The following is a 16620-nucleotide window of genomic DNA, read 5'->3' as shown; positions in this document are numbered from 1 at the left end:
ACGACCCATGACCGATCCGTCCACGCGCGGCGGGGGTCCGGCCGACCCCGCCGACCTCGCCGTCACGATCGTCGACGGGTACGTGGACGAGCCGGCGCACTTCGGCGTGCCGCCGTACCTCTCCACGTATCCCCGCTACACGGCCGGCGCACTCGTCGACGCCGGCGTGCCGGAATCGTCGATCACCTACCACACGATCGACGAGCTTCGCGAGGACCGACGCAAGCGGGCCGACGTCGCGAACGCGGACCTGTTCGTCTACGTCGGCGGAATGACCGTCCCCGGCAAGTACGTCGGCGGCACGCCGGCGGAGCCGGACGAGGTTCGCGAGCTCGGCTGGACCGCCGACGGGGTCACCCTGCTGGGCGGTCCGGTCCGGTTCGGCGTCGGCGAGGAGAACGCCGGCGCCCAGGAGACCGAGCGCGACGACCTCGATTACGACTTCGTCGCGAAGGGGGACGTCGAGGCGGCCGCCCACGACCTCGTGGCCAACGGGCTCGAGGGATTCGGCAACCGGATGCGCGAGACGCAGGAGGGTGATCGCTGGGCCCGCCGCGGGGCGTTCGTGGTCGAACAGCATCCGAACCACCCCGACTACCTCATCTGCGAGCTGGAGACGTCCCGGGGCTGTGCCTACCGCTGCTCGTTCTGCACCGAGCCCCTGTACGGCAACCCGTCGTTCCGCGAGGCGGACGGGGTGGTCGCGGAAGTGGACGCCCTCTCGAACCGCGGCGTCGACCACTTCCGGCTGGGACGACAGGCGGACATCCTCGCGTTCGGCGGCGACGGGGAGGCGCCGAATCCGGACGCGCTCCGCCGGCTCTACGGCGGCATTCGCGAGGCCGCGCCGGGCCTGGAGACGCTGCACCTCGACAACATGAATCCGGTGACGATCGTCGACTATCCGGAGCGCTCCCGGGAGGCGATCCGGATCATCGCCGAGCACAACACGCCCGGGGACACGGCGGCGTTCGGTCTGGAGTCCGCCGATCCGGTCGTCCGGGAGGAGAACGACCTGCTCGTCTCCGCGGAGGAGTGTCTGGAGGCCGTCCGGGTCGTCAACGAGGAGGGCGGCTGGCGGCCGGGCGACGAGCCCGAGACGACGCCCGGGGGCGACGACCGCGTCCGCGGCCCCTCGGCCGGACCGAACGCCTCGCCGCGGCTTCCGAAGCTGCTGCCCGGGATCAACCTCGTGCACGGGCTGCAGGGGGAGCGCGAGGAGACCTTCGAGCACAACCGACGATTCCTCCAGCGCGTGTACGACGAGGGGCTGCTGCTCCGCCGGATCAACATCCGGCAGGTGATGGCGTTCGCCGGCACCGAGATGTCGGAGACGGGCGCCGAGATCGCCGAGGACCACAAACGGCAGTTCAAGCGATACAAACGGGAGGTTCGGGAGACGATCGACAACCCGATGCTCGAGCGCGTCGCCCCGCGCGGGACGGTCCTGCCCGACGTCCACCTGGAGTACCACCAGGACGGGATGACCTTCGGCAGACAGATCGGGACCTACGCGCTGCTGGTCGGGATCCCCGGCGAGCGCGAGCTCGGCCGGACGCTCGACGTCGCGGTCGTCGACCACGGCTACCGGTCGGTCACCGGCGTGCCCTATCCGCTGGACGTGAACGAGGCCTCGATGGACGAGCTGACGACGATCCCCGGGATCGCGAAGTCCACTGCGGGCGACGTGGTCGTGGGGCGTCCTCACGCGAGCCTCGAGGAGGTTCCCGTCGACACGATCGACCTCTCGGCGTACTGCGTCGCCAACGAGTCCGAGCCGGCGACGATCCCCGGACGTGAGGGCTCCGGAAGTCCGGCCGCCGGCAGGAGCGACTGACGATGGCTGGAGACGGGGCCGACGGGCGGCCGTCCGGCGCAACTAACGATCAACCGGCCGGCGCAACTAACGATCAACCGGCCGGCACGACCGACACGCCGGATCGGGTCCACCGGATCCCCATCGAGGTCCCGACGCGCGCGCCGAGCGGCGCGACCAACGCGTACGTCGTCGACGACCTCCTCGTCGACCCCGCCGCCCGGGATCCGGAACTCGATCGGCTCGCCGAATCGGGGCGGATCGACCACGTCGCGGTCACGCACACGCACGCCGACCACATCGGCGCGGTCGCCGACTACGCCGATCGTTCGGACGCGACGGTCTGGACGCCCGAGGCGTTCGCCGATCGGTTCGCCGACGTGACCGGAGTGGCCCCCGACGCGACGTTCACCGACGGCGACCCGATCGGGGATGACGGACCGATCGCGCTGGAAACGCCCGGCCACGCGGTCGACCACGTCGCGTTCGCGGTCCGGGACCACCGAGGCGCTGAAGCGGGCGAGGCGATCCTCTGCGGGGACCTCGCCGTCGCCGAGGGCAGCGTCGTGGTCGGCCCGGGCGGCGGCGGACTGAGCGCATACCTCGAGAGCCTCCGCCGGCTCCGTGACCGAGCGCCGGCCGCCATCCATCCCGGACACGGCCCCGCCATCGAGGGGACGGAGTCGGTCACGGCGACCCTCGATCGGCTGATCGACCACCGGCTCGACCGGGAGGCGTCAGTTCTCGAGGCGGTCGAGGCGGGCGCGAGCGACCTGGACGCCGTGGTCGACGCCGCGTACGAGAAGGACCTCACGGGCGTGGCCGACCTCGCCCGCGCGACCGTTCGGGCCCACCTCGAGAAGCTCCTCGCGGAGGGCCGGATCGGTGAGGAGTGGCGGGACCGGATCCGGTGATGAGCGTGCAGCGGTCGGACCCGGAGAGGAAGTGTGCAACGATCGAGCGGCAGCCATCGAGCGTGAGACGGAGCAAGCGATCAGGACCGTTCGGCATCACTCCCGGGTGTCGACGGATCGGGACGCAGGCTGGGGATCCGCGTCGGGATCGGGAGTCCGACGGTGGAGGACGTACTCGAGGACGGTCCGGGCGAGGACGGCCACGAGGACGAGCAGTCCGAGCGCGACGCCGACGAACAGGACGCCGATCGCGCCCGGACCGGGCAGGTTCTCCGGCAGGGTCCAGATCAATACGACGAAGGCGCCGCCGGCGGTCACGGTGAGAACCACCTCGAGCACGCGGAGGACCAGATAAACCGGGCGATCGCCAAATCGACCAAGCGGTTCCTCGTCCGTCAGCAGCGCCCGATAGCCGGCGACGAGCGTCTCCACGAGCACCACGAGGCCGAGGAGCGGTCCGATGAAGGCGACGATCAGGAGGACCCGAAGCGGTCCGACGGGACTGAGACCGGTCAGTGCCGCGATCGCGGCGAGGACGGTCACGAGAACGGCGGCGAGCTTGCAGGCCTGGAGGGGCGCGGCAGCGAGGAACTGACGTGACATTCCGGATCGGCGTACACGTCGGTGCATATTAATATGGATCACGGTCGGCCTCCGGGATCGACCTCACCGCCGCGCAGCCGTCGGTCACGACCCCGTGCTCGGCGTCCGCGACGGCGGTCGGAATCCCGTCAGTGAAGCCTTCCGAATCCCCGGATCCGCCGGAATACCGCGATCGAAGCGAGGCCGCGAGTGCGTCGCGCACGCAGACGCGCGTCGCCCGCCCGACCGGCGTGGCGCTTCCCGAAAAGGTCGCCGGCTGCCCGTCGGGATCGTCGGCGACGACGACCGCGTCGGAGGTCGTTCCCGGGAAGCCGGTCAACGCGAGCAGCGTCGCCGCCTTCGCCTCGGCGACGACCGTGAGCAGGTTCGCGAGCGCGCCGTCCGCGAGCGACCGCGTCGTCACGGCGACGAGGTTGACCGTGCCGGCGTGGCCGCGATCGTCGACGGCGGCTTCGCCAACGGCGGTTTCGTCGGCGTCTCCGGTTCCGGCGGCGTCTCCGGTTCCGGCGGCGTCTCCGGTTCCGGCGGCGTCTCCGGTTCCGGCGGCGTCTTCGGTTCCGACGACGTCCGCGTCGATCGGCAGGGCGGCCGGGTTCGAGAGCCCGGCGGTCGCGAGGACTGCGACCGATCCGCGCCGCGCGATCCGGGCGTGAGTCTGGTCGACGCCGGTGAGGAGGGCCGGAGCGGCATCCGGGCCGACCGGCCCCTCGAAGCCCGCGCGGTCGAGCCGGTCCGCGACGTACGTGCGCAGGTCGCGGGCGTCGAACCCCTCGGGCACGGTGACGTTGTAGGCGGCGTCGGCAACGCGCCGGCCGCCGTCGAAGCCGGTTGACAGGAACCGCGTCCCCGGCCGTGCCAGCCGACAGACGCCGTCGGAGACGGCCGTCTCGAAGACTAAATCGGCATCCGACCCCACAGCCGGACGGTGTGAATCGGAGCGTCGGTCAGACATCGAGCGCCTCGAGGACGCCGTCGTTTTCCGCCGGGCGCCGAACGGCGATCCGAACGTGGCTCTCGAGCGTGCGGAACGTGCGGGCGTCACGAAGCGCGTACCCGGCCGCTCGAGCGTCCGCGAGCAGCGTGTCCACGGTGACGGAGTCGACAGCCATCTCCGCCCCGCCGGCGGCCGAGACGTCGACGAGGAGGAATGGCGAGTCGGACGGAAGGACCGCGAACCGCGACGCGAGCCGGTCGGCCATCCGGTCGCGCTCGGTCGCGACGCGCTCGCGCGTTCGCTCGAGAAACGCCGTTTTGCCGAGACAGTGTGCCCCGACCGCTGCGGCGGGCGTCGAGAGCCCCCACGCCGGCCGCGCGGTCTCCAGGGCATCCCGCCACTCGCCGGTCGCGACGAGAAACCCCGCGCGCAGCCCGGGGAGTCCGAAGACCTTCGTCAGCGACCGGGCGACGACCACGCCCGGCTGGGGGGCAAGGCTCGACGCGTCGGTGAAGTCGAGAAACGCCTCGTCGACCAGCAGCGGCGTGTCGGCGGCGCGACAGCGCGCGGCGAACGCCTCGCGGTCGCAGCGGGCGGGGAGTTCGCCGGTCGGATTGTTCGGGGTGCAGATGATCGCGAGCGCGTAGCCGGCCGGGTCGGCCTCGAGAACGGCGTCGTGCGGGACGAACTCGGGCGTCCCGCCCTGCAGTCGGACCTCCCGAGCGTACTCGCCGAAGGAGGGCTCCGGGAGGAGAACGCGGTCGCCGGGATCGACCGCGATCGAGCAGACGAGTCGGATGCCGGCGAGCGCGCCGGCGGTCGGGATCACCTGTCGCGGGTCACAGCCGAGGTACTCGCCGGCCGCCGTCCGGAACTCAGCGTAGCCGTCGGAGGGATATCGGCGTGCGGCGGCGCGAGCGGCGTCGTACACCGGGGCGACGCCGGCGGGTGATTCCGGGTTCGTGTTCGCGCTGAAGTCGACGACCGACCGGTCGGTCGTCCCGCCGTGGGGGACGCGATCGGTCCGCGCGAGGGCGTCGCGGTCCATACGCCCGGAACCGACGCCGTGGACACAAAGGTTCCGTTCGCGGGGATGGCGGCGACGGGCGACAGCGGTAGGCAACGGGCGGCGACGGGCGGACGAAAACCGCCCAGCTCCCGCCCGTCACGACCGCCGCCGGGCGACCGCCAAGTCGCCAGGACGGTTGACGTTGACCGCGAGGGCGGGATCGTCGACGATCCGGACGTCCTCGCCCGCATCCGTGCACCCGACGACGTTCAGCCCGGTCGGCGCCACCCGCGTGCCGTCGACCGTCATCGTCGTGTCGAGGCTGACGCCGAGGTCGCGTTTCGTCGCGGCCGGCACGCAGACGGTGAGCGATTCGCGCTCGGGGTTCCGACGCGCGTGGTCGACCGCCGCGGAGACGTGCTCCGCACGGAGCAACGGGAGATCGGCCACGACGGTGACCGCCGGCCGGCCGACGTCCGCGAGGGCCGCTTGGAGGTCGGCGACGTAGCCGTCACCGGACCCCTCAAGCGCAGTCAGGGTCGTCCGATCGGCTCCGCCCACGCCGCGATCGGCGACCGATCGGAGGTGCTCGAGCGTCTCCGATGTGTGGGGCGACGCAACCGCGTGAATCGTTCCAACGGTATCCGACCGCCGAAGCGCCCGAATCACTCGGTCGACCATCGGTTCGTCGTCAACCCGAACCAGGGGTTTTTCCGCGGTCACCGTGGTCGCGTCGGCCGGATCGCCGGTTGGGGTGGTCGGATCAGCCGACGCGTCGACCGAGGCAGGCGACGGAGCGTCGGCGAGTCGGGTCCCTCGGCCGCCACACAGGAGGATCGCGGGGAGGGGAGCGGAGACGCGATCGGCCGGGGCTACGCGATCGTCCACGCGATCACCCCCGCGTGAAGCGCCAGCGCGCGACCGAGCTCGTTGACCGCCCCGAAGACGTCGCCGCTGACGCCGCCGAGCCACGTGCGGGTCCGAATGACGACCCAGATCGCGACGGCGGGGCCGGCACACAGCGCAGCGAGGACGACGGGCAGAGCGCCTTCCGGAACGCCGATCAGGACCGGAAGCGCGACCGTGACCGCCGGGAGCGCGTCGGCGGGCGTCGCCGGGTCGGTCAGGCCGGATCCCAGTCCCTCGTGGGCCGCCGTGCCGAAGCAGGCCGATAGCGCCATCCCGAGCTTCGCGCCGACCTCGGCCGCGAGGACGATCCGGGCAGCCACGGCGGGGGGCATCGTCGGGAGCGCGACCGCAGCGATCCCGAGCGTCAACGCGAGCAACGTCACTCCGAGGGCGAGGACGCCGCCGACGCCCAGGTCGGCGTCGGCCAACACCGCCCGTCGGCGATCGGGATCGTGAGCCGCGACCGCGTCGCCGAGGTCCGCCAACCCGTCCGCGTGCGTGACCCCCGAGAGGACGTACAGGAGGCAGAGGTAGCCGGCGACGACCGTCGGCCAGGGGACTGACCCACGGCCGGCCACCAGGACGAGCGCGGCGAGCGGGAGCCCGAGGACCCATCCAACGGCGGGAATCGTCCACGGAGCGGCCCGGAAATCGTGCCAGTCGCTCCGGCGGCCGCCGGGCACCGGGATCCGGGTCAAAAACGTCACCGCGCCGCGGAGCGCGCCGATCCGTCCGCGGAGCGGTTCGGTCGCAGGCTCCGGAGACGGACCGCTCGAATCGGTCATCCGGCGATCCACACCCCCGTCCCCGTCGCGATCGCCTCGACGGCCAGACAGCACCCGACTGACAGGGCGATCCCGAGCCAGGCCGCACGATTCACGACGCGGACGCCACGGCGCGCCGCGGACGTGGACGGAAGGTCGGCGGCGGACCGAAGGGTGTAGGTCCCGGGCTTCTCGAGACGAACGTCGAGGACCGCGGCGAGCGTCGCCATCGGCCAGCCGGAGTTGGGCGAGTCGGGAACGCGAGCCCACCGACGAGCCGCGAAGACCGCCGCCGGTCGACCGGCGGCGACCGCGATCAGCAGCGCCGAGAGGCGGGCGGGAATCCACATCACGACGTCGTCGAGACGCGCCGGCGCCCACCCGACCCGGCGCGTTCGGTAGCCGAGCATCGAGTCGAGGGTGTTGACGCCCTTGATCCACGCCGCGGCGCCGATCGCGACTGCGAGGGGAAACGCCGGTATACGCGGCGCCGCGGGACCGAGCACGACCGCAGCGCCGACCGTGAAGGCGGCGAGAGGGGCGATCAGTCCGTCGGCGAGGTTCTCGGCCGTGCTCTCGACCGCTGCGGACCGAACTTGGCCGGACGAGAGCGCGTCGGCGTCCCGGCCGGCGAGTGCACGGAGTTCCTTGCGGGCCGCCGGGAGATCGGAGTCGACGAGCGAACGGACGCGCTCCGCGGTCTCGACGAGCAGCCGTCGGCTGAGACATGTGTACAGAACGAGCCCCGCGAGAACGGCCGCCAGCAGCGGATCCGCGCGTCCGGCGAGCGCGACGAGGACCGCCGCGGAGGCCGCGAATCCGAGAGGAACGACGACGGCGATCACGACGCCGATCGATCGGGAATCCGGGAGCGCCCGGTCGAGTCCGTCGACGAGGGATCCGAGAACGGCGATCGGATGGACGCGCCCGGGCGGTTCGGCGAACGTCGAGTCGAGAGCGGCCGCCACCGACACGGCGAGGGCGGCCGCCCCGATCACCGCCTGGCCTCCAGCCGGGTCGGAAGGTCCGTGAGGGACGTTTCGGTGACGTCGATGAACCGGCCGCCGAGGGCCTCGATCGCGCCGTCGGCGGCCGGGTCGTCGCCGACGTGCGTGAGGTCCTCGAGGGACGCATCGAGCGCCTCGGCGGCCGCCTCGAAGGCGCGGCGATCGGGCTTTCGCCAGCCACAGCCGATGCTCGTCGTGACGGCGTCGAACTCCCCGCGGAGGCCGCTCCGGATGAGGGTCCGCGGAACGAGCTCCGGGACCGAGCAGTTCGAGAGAACGCCGACGGGGCCACGGTCGCCGGCGGCCCGAACCGCCTCGCGAGCGCCCGGGCGGAGGGTCACGTCCGGATCGAAGGCCGCGACGACCGCGTGGCGGGCGACGTTGTCCGACGCCTCGACGTCGCGGGAGGCCAACGCGGCGGCGACGTGGGCGGGCAGGGGGACCTCGGCTCCCTCGGGCGCGTCGACGTGCACCTCGCCGTAGGCAACGTGCCAATCGTCCGGCACCGGGACGTCTCGCGACTCAAGTTCGCGGGCGACGGCCTCGGCCGGGTCGATCGGATAGTCGATGTCGACGAGCGTGCCGAAGAGATCGAAAGTGAGCGCCACGTTGGCGGCCGTACGACGAGGACCGGATTGAACCTGTCGGTCGCTTCGATCGACGGACCGGGGATCGGGATTCGATCGACGGTCGTCTATTCGATCGACGGTCGTCTAGACCTGGCGGGCGAACGCGAGGTTGCCGGAAACGTTCTCGATGTAGGCTCGAACGGTGTCGCCCTCCTGTGCACCGGGAACGAAGATGGTGTACTCGCCGCGCTCCGCGACGCCGTCGCCCTTCCGGCCGGTGCCGACGATCTCGACCTCGTAGGTGGTTCCCTCCTCGACGGTCTCGGTGCGGCGCTGGGTCGTGGACGTCTGCTTGGCGACGGGACGGAAGGCGCCGCAGGCCTCACAGCGAAGCATCGGCGTGCGGTCCTCGGTGACGAGCCGCGTGTCCGGGAGGCCACACTCCGAGCAGGTCACGTAGGAGGCGACGTAGGCGTCGATGGCGGCCTGAAAGTCGTCGGCTCGGAAGTTGCCGTTGTATCGGGCGACGCCGTTCTCGTACTGACCCGCGGTCCCCAGCTCGCGCTGGATGTTGGAGTGCACGTGCTCGGGGTCACGCGAGAGCGCGTCGGCGATGGCCGAGAGGTTCGTCAGTCGGGTGAACGCCCCGTCCTTCTGTGCGGTCGGGTCCGGGACCTGAAGGCGCTCGTCCGAGCCGCCGAGATCCGGCAACTCGTCGATCGCGCGGTCGAGACTGGCCTGGTAGTCCATACGGCCGGGAGACGGGCGCGACGGAAAGCGCTTCCGGGTTCGGCGATCCGTCGTCTCACGATCGCGTGTCGGACGGTTCGTGCTGGACGGTTCGTGCTGGACGGTTGCGTGTCGGACGATCGTGCGGCGACCGACTGACGATCGTCAGACACGGAGGAAGATACTTATAGGACCCGGAGATATCCGTAATCGAGCGATGAGCAAGATCACGTTCCGCGCCGACGACGACCTCGTCGAGCGGCTGGAGGAGTACGACGCCTCCAAAAGCGAGGTGATGCGCGAGGCGCTGCGCACCTACCTCGAATCGGTTGCCCCCGAAGACGGGAGAGCCGGCCGGAACGTGACGACGGGGTCCGACGCTGGAACGGACGGATCGGCGGATCCGGCGGCCGGGATCGACGCCGCGATCGCCGACCGCGTCGACGAGCTGATCGACGAGCTGATCGACGCGCGGCTGGAGGCGGCGCTCGACGACCGCCTCGACGGGAAGGGACGGGCTCGGCGCGGTGCGTATACGCCCGAATCCGGGCGTGAAATCAACGTAAACGTCACCCTGGACGGGGTTCGCGCCGACGAGCCGGTCGTCGAGACTGACGACGAAACCGCAGCGTCGACTGACGCCGAGGATCGTAAGACACGCGAGGATCCCGTCCCTGACGGGGCGCAAACGGACCGTAAAACGTGCACGAGCTGCGGCGAGGAAATGCCCGGAGAGCACGTTTACTGCCCGAACTGTGGGGAGAAGCGGTCCCACCGGGTGTTCTGCGAGTGCGGCGACGAGATCCGGTCGGACTGGTCGTTCTGTCCCGGCTGCGGCCGCCGGACCCCGGCAGCGGACGTCCTTGACAACCCATAACACCGCGTAAACGGACGTTTCAGACGAGTATACGCGGGTTTTCGGGATACGTCTTACAATGGCCGGTACTTTTAAGTACCTCGCATCTGTGAGTTCATCTGCGTAAGACGGTCGTCTTACAGACGGTCGCCAGGGCGGGAATGCAGACGCCGTCCGGCGGTTTTCGTGTGTAAGACGGGATGGCACGCCGTGTCACCGTCTTACCGGGGGAATGACAATGGAGCGTGTGACACTACGAATCCCGAAACAGCAGATCGAGGAGGTCGAACAGATGGTCGAAACGGGCGAGTTCCCGAACCGGAGCGAGGCGATCCGGTCGGCGGTCCGTGAGATGTTGAACGAACAGGACGGCGAATACAACGGCCGTCGGCGCACCGAGCGCAGCTGGGCGAAGGTGTAACGATGCAGGACATCGTTCAGGACGCCCTCGCCAACGCGGAAGCCGAACAGCGCGAGATGGACGTCGACGCGGACGAGGACGACGAGTTCGGCGACCCGCGGATCGTCATCGTCGGCGCCGGCGGTGCCGGGAACAACACGATCAACCGGCTGTACAACATCGGCGTCGACGGCGCCGACACCGTCGCCATCAACACGGACAAGCAGCATCTGAAGATGATCGAGGCCGACACGAAGATCCTCGTCGGCAAGTCCCTCACGCAGGGGCTCGGCGCCGGCGGCGACCCCAAGATGGGCGAGCGCGCCACCGAGATGGCCCAGGGGACGATCAAGGACGTCCTCGGCGACGCGGACCTCGTGTTCGTCACCGCCGGGATGGGCGGCGGGACCGGCACCGGCGCCGCACCCGTCGTCTCGAAGATCGCCAAGGAGCAGGGCGCGATCGTCGTTGGGATGGTCTCGACGCCGTTCAACGTCGAGCGTGCCCGGACCGTCAAGGCGGAGGAGGGGCTCGAATCCCTCCGCAACGAGGCCGACTCGATCATCGTGCTCGACAACAACCGCCTCCTCGATTACGTCCCGAACCTGCCGATCGGGAAGGCGTTCTCGGTGATGGACCAGATCATCGCCGAGACCGTCAAGGGGATCTCCGAGACGATCACCCAGCCGTCGCTCATCAATCTGGACTACGCGGACATGTCCACGATCATGAACCAGGGCGGCGTCGCGGTGATGCTGGTCGGCGAGACCCAGGACAAAAACAAGACCCAGGAGGTCGTCAACGACGCGATGAACCATCCCCTGTTGGACGTCGACTACCGCGGCGCCTCGGGCGGACTGGTCCACATCACCGGCGGCCCGGACCTGACGCTCAAGGAGGCCGAGGGGATCGCGAACAACATCACCGAACGCCTGGAGGCCAGCGCCAACGTCATCTGGGGCGCGCGCATCCAGGAGGAGTACAAGGGGAAGGTCCGCGTGATGGCCATCATGACCGGCGTACAGAGCGCCCAGGTCCTGGGGCCCTCGACCCAGAAGCAGGCCGACCGGTCCCGCGCCAGCCTCGACGGGGCGGACGTGAGCGACGTGCCCGGCGGCGCGAACGCGAACGCGAACGGCGGCGCCGACGCCGCCAGCTGGGAGTCGGACGGCGGCGTGGAGCCGACCGAGAAACAGAACGGCCTGGACGTCATTCGGTAACCCGGGCGGCGATTCCACGACCGCGACGACGAACCGGGGCACACGATCGACGTGCCGCCCGCCCCGCCTTTTTATATCATCACCCCACGAGCAGCGCGAACGGATCCGAGTCACGTGAACGATCGACAGACACAGGTGGACGGGGACGGAGGTACGGACGATGCTCGGGTTGGAACACGGATTCCGGATCGTCGACGTGCACGCGACGCTCGATCCGGACGAGGAGTCCGTGGCGACCCACGGCCGCGACATCACGCCCGAGCGGCTCGAACGGGAGATGCACCAGGCCGGCGTGGTTCGCGCGATCGTCTCCTCCGGCAAGCGTCCGGCCGGGGAGAGCTACCTCCGCGTGAACAACGCCGTCGCCCGGCTGAGCGTGGACCGGCCGTTTCTCGCGTTCGCCCGGCTCAATGGACCCCGCGATCCGGGGGCGACGCCGGTCGGACGCCTTCGAAATCTGCGGACTGAACGCCGAGACCACCATACTCGTCCCGACGACATCGAGCAGTACGCCTACGACGACCGGTTTCACGGCTTCACGCTGGCGCCCGCCGCGGACGGGATCCCGGAAGATGACGTCCTCGAACGACTCGCGGACGCCGGCCAGCCGGTGCTCGTCGACGGTGGCGTCTCCTTCCCGCCCGAACGGCTCGAGGAGACGCTGCTCCCGTACGGGTTCCCGGTGGTGCTTGGCAGCTTCGGGGGCTACCCGCTCGAGGAGCCGCTGATGCGCGAGGCCTTCGAGCTGCTCGGGGAGTACGACCAGCTGTACCTCGACACGAACGCCGTTCGGTTCCGGGACGTTCTCGAGACGGGCCTGCTCGAACACCCCGACCGAATCCTGTTCGGAAGCGGCGTGCCCGACGTTCATCCGAACGTCGCAGTGATGGAGATCCTCACCCTCGACGTCTCGGAGGACTTCATGCGTCGCGTGTTCACGAAGAATCCCTCGCGGGTGATCCCCGAGCTGGCGGCCGGCGCGAACCTGTAGCGGACACGAGAATGATCCACGATAGTGGATCAAGGCATCGATGAGACAGTCAAAAATACCACGTTCCTGGGGTTCCGTTCCGATCCGTTTTTGAGTCGGTCGCTCCAAATCGGCGTATGACGCGCATCGTCGTGATCGACAACCACGGACAGTTCACGCACCTGGAGCGGCGCGCGCTCCGGGACCTCGGCGTGGACACCGAGTTGATCGACAACGACACCCCGCCCGCGGAGATCGACGCCGACGGCATCGTGCTCTCGGGCGGCCCCGACATCGACCGCATCGGCCGCTGTCCCGACTACCTCGATCTGGACGTCCCCGTCTTCGGGATCTGCCTGGGGATGCAGATCATCGCCGACGAGCTCGGCGGCGCCGTGGGCGACGGCGAGTACGGCGGCTACGCCGACGTCGACGTCGATATCACCGACTCGGAGGACCCGCTCGTGGGATCGCTCGCGCCGAAAACGCGCGTGTGGGCCTCACACGCCGACGAGGTGACGGCCCTCCCCGACGGCTTCACGCGGACCGCCAGTTCCGACGTCTGTTCGATCGAGGCGATATCGAACGCGAAGACCGACCGGTACGGCGTGCAGTGGCATCCGGAGGTCGCCCACACCGAACGCGGCGAGGAGGTCTTCGAGAACTTCATCGCGGTCTGCGAATCGGCCTGACGGCTTCCGGCTGCGTACCGCGAGGCCGGTCGTCCCACGCACCCAACGATCGCCCGGCCGCGACGCCGCACGTCGCCGACCGAGGATCCTACAGTCGGTAGGTCCGTCGGGCGAGCGCGCCGCAGCTATCACATCGCCGACGGTACTGGATCCGGTCCCCGGACGTGACTGCCTCCCAGGACGGGTCCGGGTGGACGTACCCGCACGACGAACAGACGTGGTCATCCCGATCGAGACGGTCACGCAGCCGATCGAGCGCCGTCGTCCCGCGTGCCGTTTTTGACATACGTTACCAATTGGCACTCAAGGGACAAATACGTATCGGCGGCCGTGGAGGTCCGTACTCGGATCGACGAAACGGAGAACCCGACGATTCTCGGTCGGCTGGCGTAAACGAGCCGACGACCGTGGTTACGCGTCGAAGAGGTCGTCGACGGCATCGCCGGCGGCCGCGACGGCCTCCTCGACGACCGCCTCGGGATCGACCTCGTCGTCGGGCGCGTTCAGATAAACGTCGACGTCGAGCACGCCGTCCTCGAAGGTCACGGTGACGTCGAGGTCATCGACCGTCGACTGGCGATAGTGGGAGAAGACGACGCCCTCGGCCGCCTCGGCGGCGGTGCGGACGACCTCGTCGTCGGACGGGTCCGACGACCGGTCCACGTCGTCCCGGTCGACCATCTACGCGCCGCCCGCACCCGGTCCGCCGGGACCCATCGGGCCGCCGCCGGCGCCGCCCTGCAGGAGCTGCTGGAGCTCCTCCTGGAGGCTCTCGAACTGCTGTTGGACGCGCTGTTCCTGCTTTTTGAGCTGCTCGACGCGAACCTCGAGGGAGTCGACCTTCTCCTCGAGGTCGTCGTGGGCGCTCTCGTAGTCCGTCTCGACGAGGATCTCGCCGACCTCACGGTACATCGTGGCGTCCTCCTCGACGTCCTCGAGCGCCTCGAGGGCGGTCTTGGAGTCGTTGAGCGCTGACTGGGACTGCTCCTTCTGTTGGGCGACCTGCTGGGCGGTCTCCTGTAGGTCCTGCAGCTCCTCGATCTTCTCCTGTGCCTCCGGCGGCATATTACCCTGCATGGACGGAAGGAGACGGTCCGGACTGAAAAACCCCCGTCTTTGTCCTTCACCGAACTACTCGCCCGGTCGAGTCGCCGAGCGGTCCGTTGCGGCCGTCTCTGCGACGGACTCCGCCACGTCGACGAGCCGCATCCAGCTGTTGGTGCCGGCGCGGAGCGCGACCGGATCCCGGGCGCGAACGCGAACGGTCACCGTGTCCCCGTCACGGTCGAGGGACGCCCGCGATCGGGGGTCGTCAACCCCGTCGATCTCGGGCGCGAGCGCGTTCGCGACCGCTCGCGATCGGTCTCGCGAGGGATATCGAAAGCGGAGCGTGACCGAGTGAACCAACGGCGAGTCCGATCGGGACGTGGAGTCGTCCGGCGTGGGCGTGGATCGGTCGGCCATCGGTTCGGAGAAGGGACTCGGGATCGCGGCGCTATTCGACGGAGACTTCCTTGACGTCGCCGCCGCGTTCCTTCAGGAGTACGCGGTGGCCGCAGTAGGGACAGCGGACGCCGCCGTACTCGTCGAGCGTGACGTCTCGCTTGCAGCGGGAACACCGGTAGCTCATCGGGTCACTCCTCGTCCGACAGCGCCGCGCGAATCGACCGTCGGACGGTGCGGCCGCCGGGCGTCTCGGGACGGTAGGCACCGCCCGTGAACGTCTCGCCCGTCTCCTCGTTGACCCAGATGCCGGTCCCGATACGCTTGACGGAGTCCCCGTCGACGGTCGCGGAGCGCATGTCTCCCTCGATCTCCTTGACGCGCTTCCGGGCGACGCGTCCGTAGCGTGCGCCGAAACGACCCGAACTGCCGGTCGATCGTGCCTTCTGCTCAGCCATAGTACCGTTCGGTACTGCCAGCACGATTAAAAAGGCTACGAGTCGACACCGACGGGCTGACAAAGCCGGCGCGCGAGTCGCCGGTATGGACGATATCGCCGTCGAGCCGGTCGAGAGCGTCGAGCCGGAGTCGCGGACCGACGTCGAACCGGAGTCGCGGACCGACGTCGACGCCGACCTTCCGGCCGGGATCGACGCACCGGAGTACGTGCTCTACGGGGGCAAAGGTGGAGTCGGAAAGACGACGATGGCGGCCGCCACGGGCCTCTCCTCGGCCGCCGGCGGGGTCGACACGCTCGTCGTCTCGACCGATCCAGCACACTCGTTGTCGGACACGTACGGCGTCGACGTGCCCGCGAAGCCGGCCCGGATCCGCGAGGACGTTCCGCTGTACGCCGCCGAGATCGATCCCGACGACGCGGTGGAGGACGGCGTGTTCGGCGCCGAGGGCGACCCGCTCGGCGGGCTCGGCGATCTCGGCGAGATGGCGGGCGGAACCGGCCCGATGGCGGGCGGCGGGAGCAACGGCGGGTCGGAATCCGGCGGCCCCGGTGGCGGGCCGGCAGGTGGACTTCTGGGCGGGACGATGCCCGGCGCCGACGAGGCGGCGGCGATGCGCCAGCTGCTCGAGTACCTCGACGACCCCCGGTTCGACCGCGTGATCGTCGACACCGCGCCCACGGGACACACCCTCCGGCTGCTGGAGCTGCCCGATCTGATGGACTCGATGATCGGCCGAGTGATGCAGCTCCGGCAGCGGTTCTCCGGGATGATGGACGGCCTCACGGGACTGTTCGGCGGCGAGGCCGACGACGATCCGAGCGAGGACCTCGACGCGCTTCGCGAGCGGATCGAACGCCTGCGGAGCGTCCTGCGTGACCCCGACCGGACCGACTTCCGCGTCGTGATGATCCCCGAGGAGATGAGCGTGGTGGAGTCCGAGCGGCTCCTCGACCGGCTCACGGAGTTCGGGATCCCGGTCACCACGCTGGTCGTCAACCGGGTGATGGAGGACCTCGACGACGTGGCCGACGTCGATCCCGAGTGGGTCGTCTCGCCGAACCTGGCGGACTGCGAGTTCTGCCAGCGCCGGTGGGAGGTCCAGCAGAACGCGCTCGAGCGGGCCAGCGACCTGTTCCGCGGCCGCGAGGTGAAGCGCGTCCCGCTGCTTGGCGACGCGGTCCGCGGGGACGCCGCCCTGCGCGTCGTGGCCGCCTGTCTCGAGTAGCGGCCACGGAGGAACCGACCACGGGGCCGGCGACCGCGACTGACCTCACCGGGCCGGCGACCGCGACTGACCTCACCGGGCCGGCGACCGCGACTGACC

General features: G+C 69.9%; 22 protein-coding genes. 8 read left to right on the top strand and 14 right to left on the bottom strand.

Going from position 1 to position 16620, the window contains the following annotated elements:
* Positions 1–7 precede the first annotated feature (7 nt).
* A complete protein-coding gene (locus tag CPZ00_RS09425; RefSeq protein WP_096390652.1) occupies positions 8–1837 on the top strand; it encodes a radical SAM protein in 1830 nt (609 codons plus the stop codon).
* Positions 1838–1839: 2 nt separating this feature from the next.
* Entirely contained in the window at positions 1840–2730 is an 891-nt protein-coding gene (locus CPZ00_RS09420) for an MBL fold metallo-hydrolase (protein WP_096390651.1), read from the top strand.
* Positions 2731–2826: 96 nt separating this feature from the next.
* On the opposite strand, the gene CPZ00_RS09415 is transcribed toward CPZ00_RS09420, so the two are convergent.
* The 8 genes from CPZ00_RS09415 to CPZ00_RS09380 form a co-directional block, all read right to left on the bottom strand.
* Positions 2827–3333, bottom strand: a complete 507-nt coding sequence (locus tag CPZ00_RS09415; protein ID WP_096390650.1) for a hypothetical protein — start codon at positions 3331–3333, stop codon at positions 2827–2829.
* 28 nt (positions 3334–3361) lie between these two features.
* Positions 3362–4285 (bottom strand): adenosylcobinamide amidohydrolase, encoded by a 924-nt coding sequence (locus tag CPZ00_RS09410; protein WP_096390649.1) that lies wholly within the window; start codon positions 4283–4285, stop codon positions 3362–3364.
* A complete protein-coding gene (locus tag CPZ00_RS09405; protein WP_096390648.1) occupies positions 4278–5315 on the bottom strand; it encodes an aminotransferase class I/II-fold pyridoxal phosphate-dependent enzyme in 1038 nt (345 codons plus the stop codon). The genes CPZ00_RS09410 and CPZ00_RS09405 overlap by 8 nt, the downstream gene beginning before the upstream one ends.
* A 117-nt stretch (positions 5316–5432) precedes the next feature.
* Positions 5433–6164 carry an NTP transferase domain-containing protein gene (locus tag CPZ00_RS09400; RefSeq protein ID WP_233255065.1) on the bottom strand — a complete coding sequence of 244 codons (732 nt, stop codon included), beginning with the start codon at positions 6162–6164 and terminating at the stop codon, positions 5433–5435.
* Positions 6149–6970: an adenosylcobinamide-GDP ribazoletransferase gene (cobS, locus tag CPZ00_RS09395; protein ID WP_096391662.1), complete on the bottom strand. Its 822-nt coding sequence runs from the start codon at positions 6968–6970 to the stop codon at positions 6149–6151. The genes CPZ00_RS09400 and cobS overlap by 16 nt, the downstream gene beginning before the upstream one ends.
* Positions 6967–7947, bottom strand: a complete 981-nt coding sequence (gene cbiB / locus CPZ00_RS09390; protein ID WP_096390647.1) for an adenosylcobinamide-phosphate synthase CbiB — start codon at positions 7945–7947, stop codon at positions 6967–6969. The genes cobS and cbiB overlap by 4 nt, the downstream gene beginning before the upstream one ends.
* On the bottom strand, positions 7944–8564 hold the full coding sequence (locus CPZ00_RS09385; protein WP_096390646.1) for an HAD family hydrolase: 621 nt from the start codon (positions 8562–8564) through the stop codon (positions 7944–7946). The genes cbiB and CPZ00_RS09385 overlap by 4 nt, the downstream gene beginning before the upstream one ends.
* Before the next feature lie 105 nt (positions 8565–8669).
* Positions 8670–9275, bottom strand: a complete 606-nt coding sequence (locus tag CPZ00_RS09380) for a translation initiation factor IF-2 subunit beta (protein ID WP_096390645.1) — start codon at positions 9273–9275, stop codon at positions 8670–8672.
* 196 nt (positions 9276–9471) lie between these two features.
* Between CPZ00_RS09380 and CPZ00_RS09375 the strand changes: the two genes are divergently transcribed.
* From CPZ00_RS09375 to CPZ00_RS09355, 5 genes are all read left to right on the top strand, one after another.
* Entirely contained in the window at positions 9472–10131 is a 660-nt protein-coding gene (locus CPZ00_RS09375; protein WP_096390644.1) for a double zinc ribbon domain-containing protein, read from the top strand.
* 217 nt (positions 10132–10348) lie between these two features.
* Positions 10349–10531, top strand: a complete 183-nt coding sequence (locus tag CPZ00_RS09370; protein ID WP_039400069.1) for a ribbon-helix-helix domain-containing protein — start codon at positions 10349–10351, stop codon at positions 10529–10531.
* 2 nt (positions 10532–10533) lie between these two features.
* Positions 10534–11730, top strand: coding sequence for a cell division protein FtsZ (gene ftsZ, locus CPZ00_RS09365; RefSeq protein WP_096390643.1), 1197 nt, complete (start codon positions 10534–10536; stop codon positions 11728–11730).
* Between the two features lie 160 nt (positions 11731–11890).
* On the top strand, positions 11891–12721 hold the full coding sequence (locus CPZ00_RS09360) for an amidohydrolase family protein (RefSeq protein ID WP_096390642.1): 831 nt from the start codon (positions 11891–11893) through the stop codon (positions 12719–12721).
* A gap of 116 nt (positions 12722–12837) precedes the next feature.
* Positions 12838–13392 carry a GMP synthase subunit A gene (locus CPZ00_RS09355; RefSeq protein ID WP_096390641.1) on the top strand — a complete coding sequence of 185 codons (555 nt, stop codon included), beginning with the start codon at positions 12838–12840 and terminating at the stop codon, positions 13390–13392.
* 88 nt (positions 13393–13480) lie between these two features.
* Here CPZ00_RS09355 and CPZ00_RS09350 read toward each other — a convergent pair whose 3' ends face one another.
* From CPZ00_RS09350 to CPZ00_RS09325, 6 genes are all read right to left on the bottom strand, one after another.
* On the bottom strand, positions 13481–13678 hold the full coding sequence (locus CPZ00_RS09350) for an HVO_0649 family zinc finger protein (protein WP_096390640.1): 198 nt from the start codon (positions 13676–13678) through the stop codon (positions 13481–13483).
* 125 nt (positions 13679–13803) lie between these two features.
* Positions 13804–14073: a DUF3194 domain-containing protein gene (locus CPZ00_RS09345; protein ID WP_096390639.1), complete on the bottom strand. Its 270-nt coding sequence runs from the start codon at positions 14071–14073 to the stop codon at positions 13804–13806.
* Entirely contained in the window at positions 14074–14457 is a 384-nt protein-coding gene (locus tag CPZ00_RS09340) for a prefoldin subunit beta (protein ID WP_096390638.1), read from the bottom strand. It lies immediately after the preceding gene.
* Positions 14458–14523: 66 nt separating this feature from the next.
* Complete coding sequence (locus tag CPZ00_RS09335) at positions 14524–14856, bottom strand: KEOPS complex subunit Pcc1 (protein ID WP_096390637.1); 333 nt, start codon at positions 14854–14856, stop codon at positions 14524–14526.
* A gap of 31 nt (positions 14857–14887) precedes the next feature.
* On the bottom strand, positions 14888–15022 hold the full coding sequence (locus CPZ00_RS09330) for a DNA-directed RNA polymerase subunit P (RefSeq protein ID WP_021072513.1): 135 nt from the start codon (positions 15020–15022) through the stop codon (positions 14888–14890).
* A gap of 4 nt (positions 15023–15026) precedes the next feature.
* A complete protein-coding gene (locus CPZ00_RS09325; RefSeq protein ID WP_021072512.1) occupies positions 15027–15293 on the bottom strand; it encodes an eL43 family ribosomal protein in 267 nt (88 codons plus the stop codon).
* A gap of 85 nt (positions 15294–15378) precedes the next feature.
* On the opposite strand from CPZ00_RS09325, the gene CPZ00_RS09320 reads away from it, so the two are divergent.
* The gene (locus CPZ00_RS09320; RefSeq protein WP_096390636.1) at positions 15379–16521 is read left to right on the top strand and encodes an ArsA family ATPase; all 1143 of its coding nucleotides are present in this window, start codon (positions 15379–15381) and stop codon (positions 16519–16521) included.
* The last annotated feature ends 99 nt before the right edge of the window (positions 16522–16620 follow it).

The organism is Halopenitus persicus (assembly GCF_002355635.1).
Lineage (GTDB): Archaea > Halobacteriota > Halobacteria > Halobacteriales > Haloferacaceae > Halopenitus > Halopenitus persicus_A.
The sequence above is the reverse complement of the archived record's forward strand: the minus strand, read 5'-3'. Positions and strand labels throughout refer to the sequence as shown.

Excerpts from the sequence above, each read along its gene's own strand:
- CPZ00_RS09425 (WP_096390652.1), top strand. The coding sequence starts at position 8 with ATGACCGATCCGTCCACGCGCGGCGGGGGTCCGGCCGACCCCGCCGAC.
- CPZ00_RS09420 (WP_096390651.1), top strand. The coding sequence starts at position 1,840 with ATGGCTGGAGACGGGGCCGACGGGCGGCCGTCCGGCGCAACTAACGAT.
- CPZ00_RS09415 (WP_096390650.1), bottom strand. The coding sequence starts at position 3,333 with ATGTCACGTCAGTTCCTCGCTGCCGCGCCCCTCCAGGCCTGCAAGCTC.
- CPZ00_RS09410 (WP_096390649.1), bottom strand. The coding sequence starts at position 4,285 with ATGTCTGACCGACGCTCCGATTCACACCGTCCGGCTGTGGGGTCGGAT.
- CPZ00_RS09405 (WP_096390648.1), bottom strand. The coding sequence starts at position 5,315 with ATGGACCGCGACGCCCTCGCGCGGACCGATCGCGTCCCCCACGGCGGG.
- cobS (WP_096391662.1), bottom strand. The coding sequence starts at position 6,970 with ATGACCGATTCGAGCGGTCCGTCTCCGGAGCCTGCGACCGAACCGCTC.
- CPZ00_RS09380 (WP_096390645.1), bottom strand. The coding sequence starts at position 9,275 with ATGGACTACCAGGCCAGTCTCGACCGCGCGATCGACGAGTTGCCGGAT.
- CPZ00_RS09375 (WP_096390644.1), top strand. The coding sequence starts at position 9,472 with ATGAGCAAGATCACGTTCCGCGCCGACGACGACCTCGTCGAGCGGCTG.
- CPZ00_RS09370 (WP_039400069.1), top strand. The coding sequence starts at position 10,349 with ATGGAGCGTGTGACACTACGAATCCCGAAACAGCAGATCGAGGAGGTC.
- ftsZ (WP_096390643.1), top strand. The coding sequence starts at position 10,534 with ATGCAGGACATCGTTCAGGACGCCCTCGCCAACGCGGAAGCCGAACAG.
- CPZ00_RS09360 (WP_096390642.1), top strand. The coding sequence starts at position 11,891 with ATGCTCGGGTTGGAACACGGATTCCGGATCGTCGACGTGCACGCGACG.
- CPZ00_RS09355 (WP_096390641.1), top strand. The coding sequence starts at position 12,838 with ATGACGCGCATCGTCGTGATCGACAACCACGGACAGTTCACGCACCTG.
- CPZ00_RS09350 (WP_096390640.1), bottom strand. The coding sequence starts at position 13,678 with ATGTCAAAAACGGCACGCGGGACGACGGCGCTCGATCGGCTGCGTGAC.
- CPZ00_RS09345 (WP_096390639.1), bottom strand. The coding sequence starts at position 14,073 with ATGGTCGACCGGGACGACGTGGACCGGTCGTCGGACCCGTCCGACGAC.
- CPZ00_RS09340 (WP_096390638.1), bottom strand. The coding sequence starts at position 14,457 with ATGCCGCCGGAGGCACAGGAGAAGATCGAGGAGCTGCAGGACCTACAG.
- CPZ00_RS09335 (WP_096390637.1), bottom strand. The coding sequence starts at position 14,856 with ATGGCCGACCGATCCACGCCCACGCCGGACGACTCCACGTCCCGATCG.
- CPZ00_RS09330 (WP_021072513.1), bottom strand. The coding sequence starts at position 15,022 with ATGAGCTACCGGTGTTCCCGCTGCAAGCGAGACGTCACGCTCGACGAG.
- CPZ00_RS09325 (WP_021072512.1), bottom strand. The coding sequence starts at position 15,293 with ATGGCTGAGCAGAAGGCACGATCGACCGGCAGTTCGGGTCGTTTCGGC.
- CPZ00_RS09320 (WP_096390636.1), top strand. The coding sequence starts at position 15,379 with ATGGACGATATCGCCGTCGAGCCGGTCGAGAGCGTCGAGCCGGAGTCG.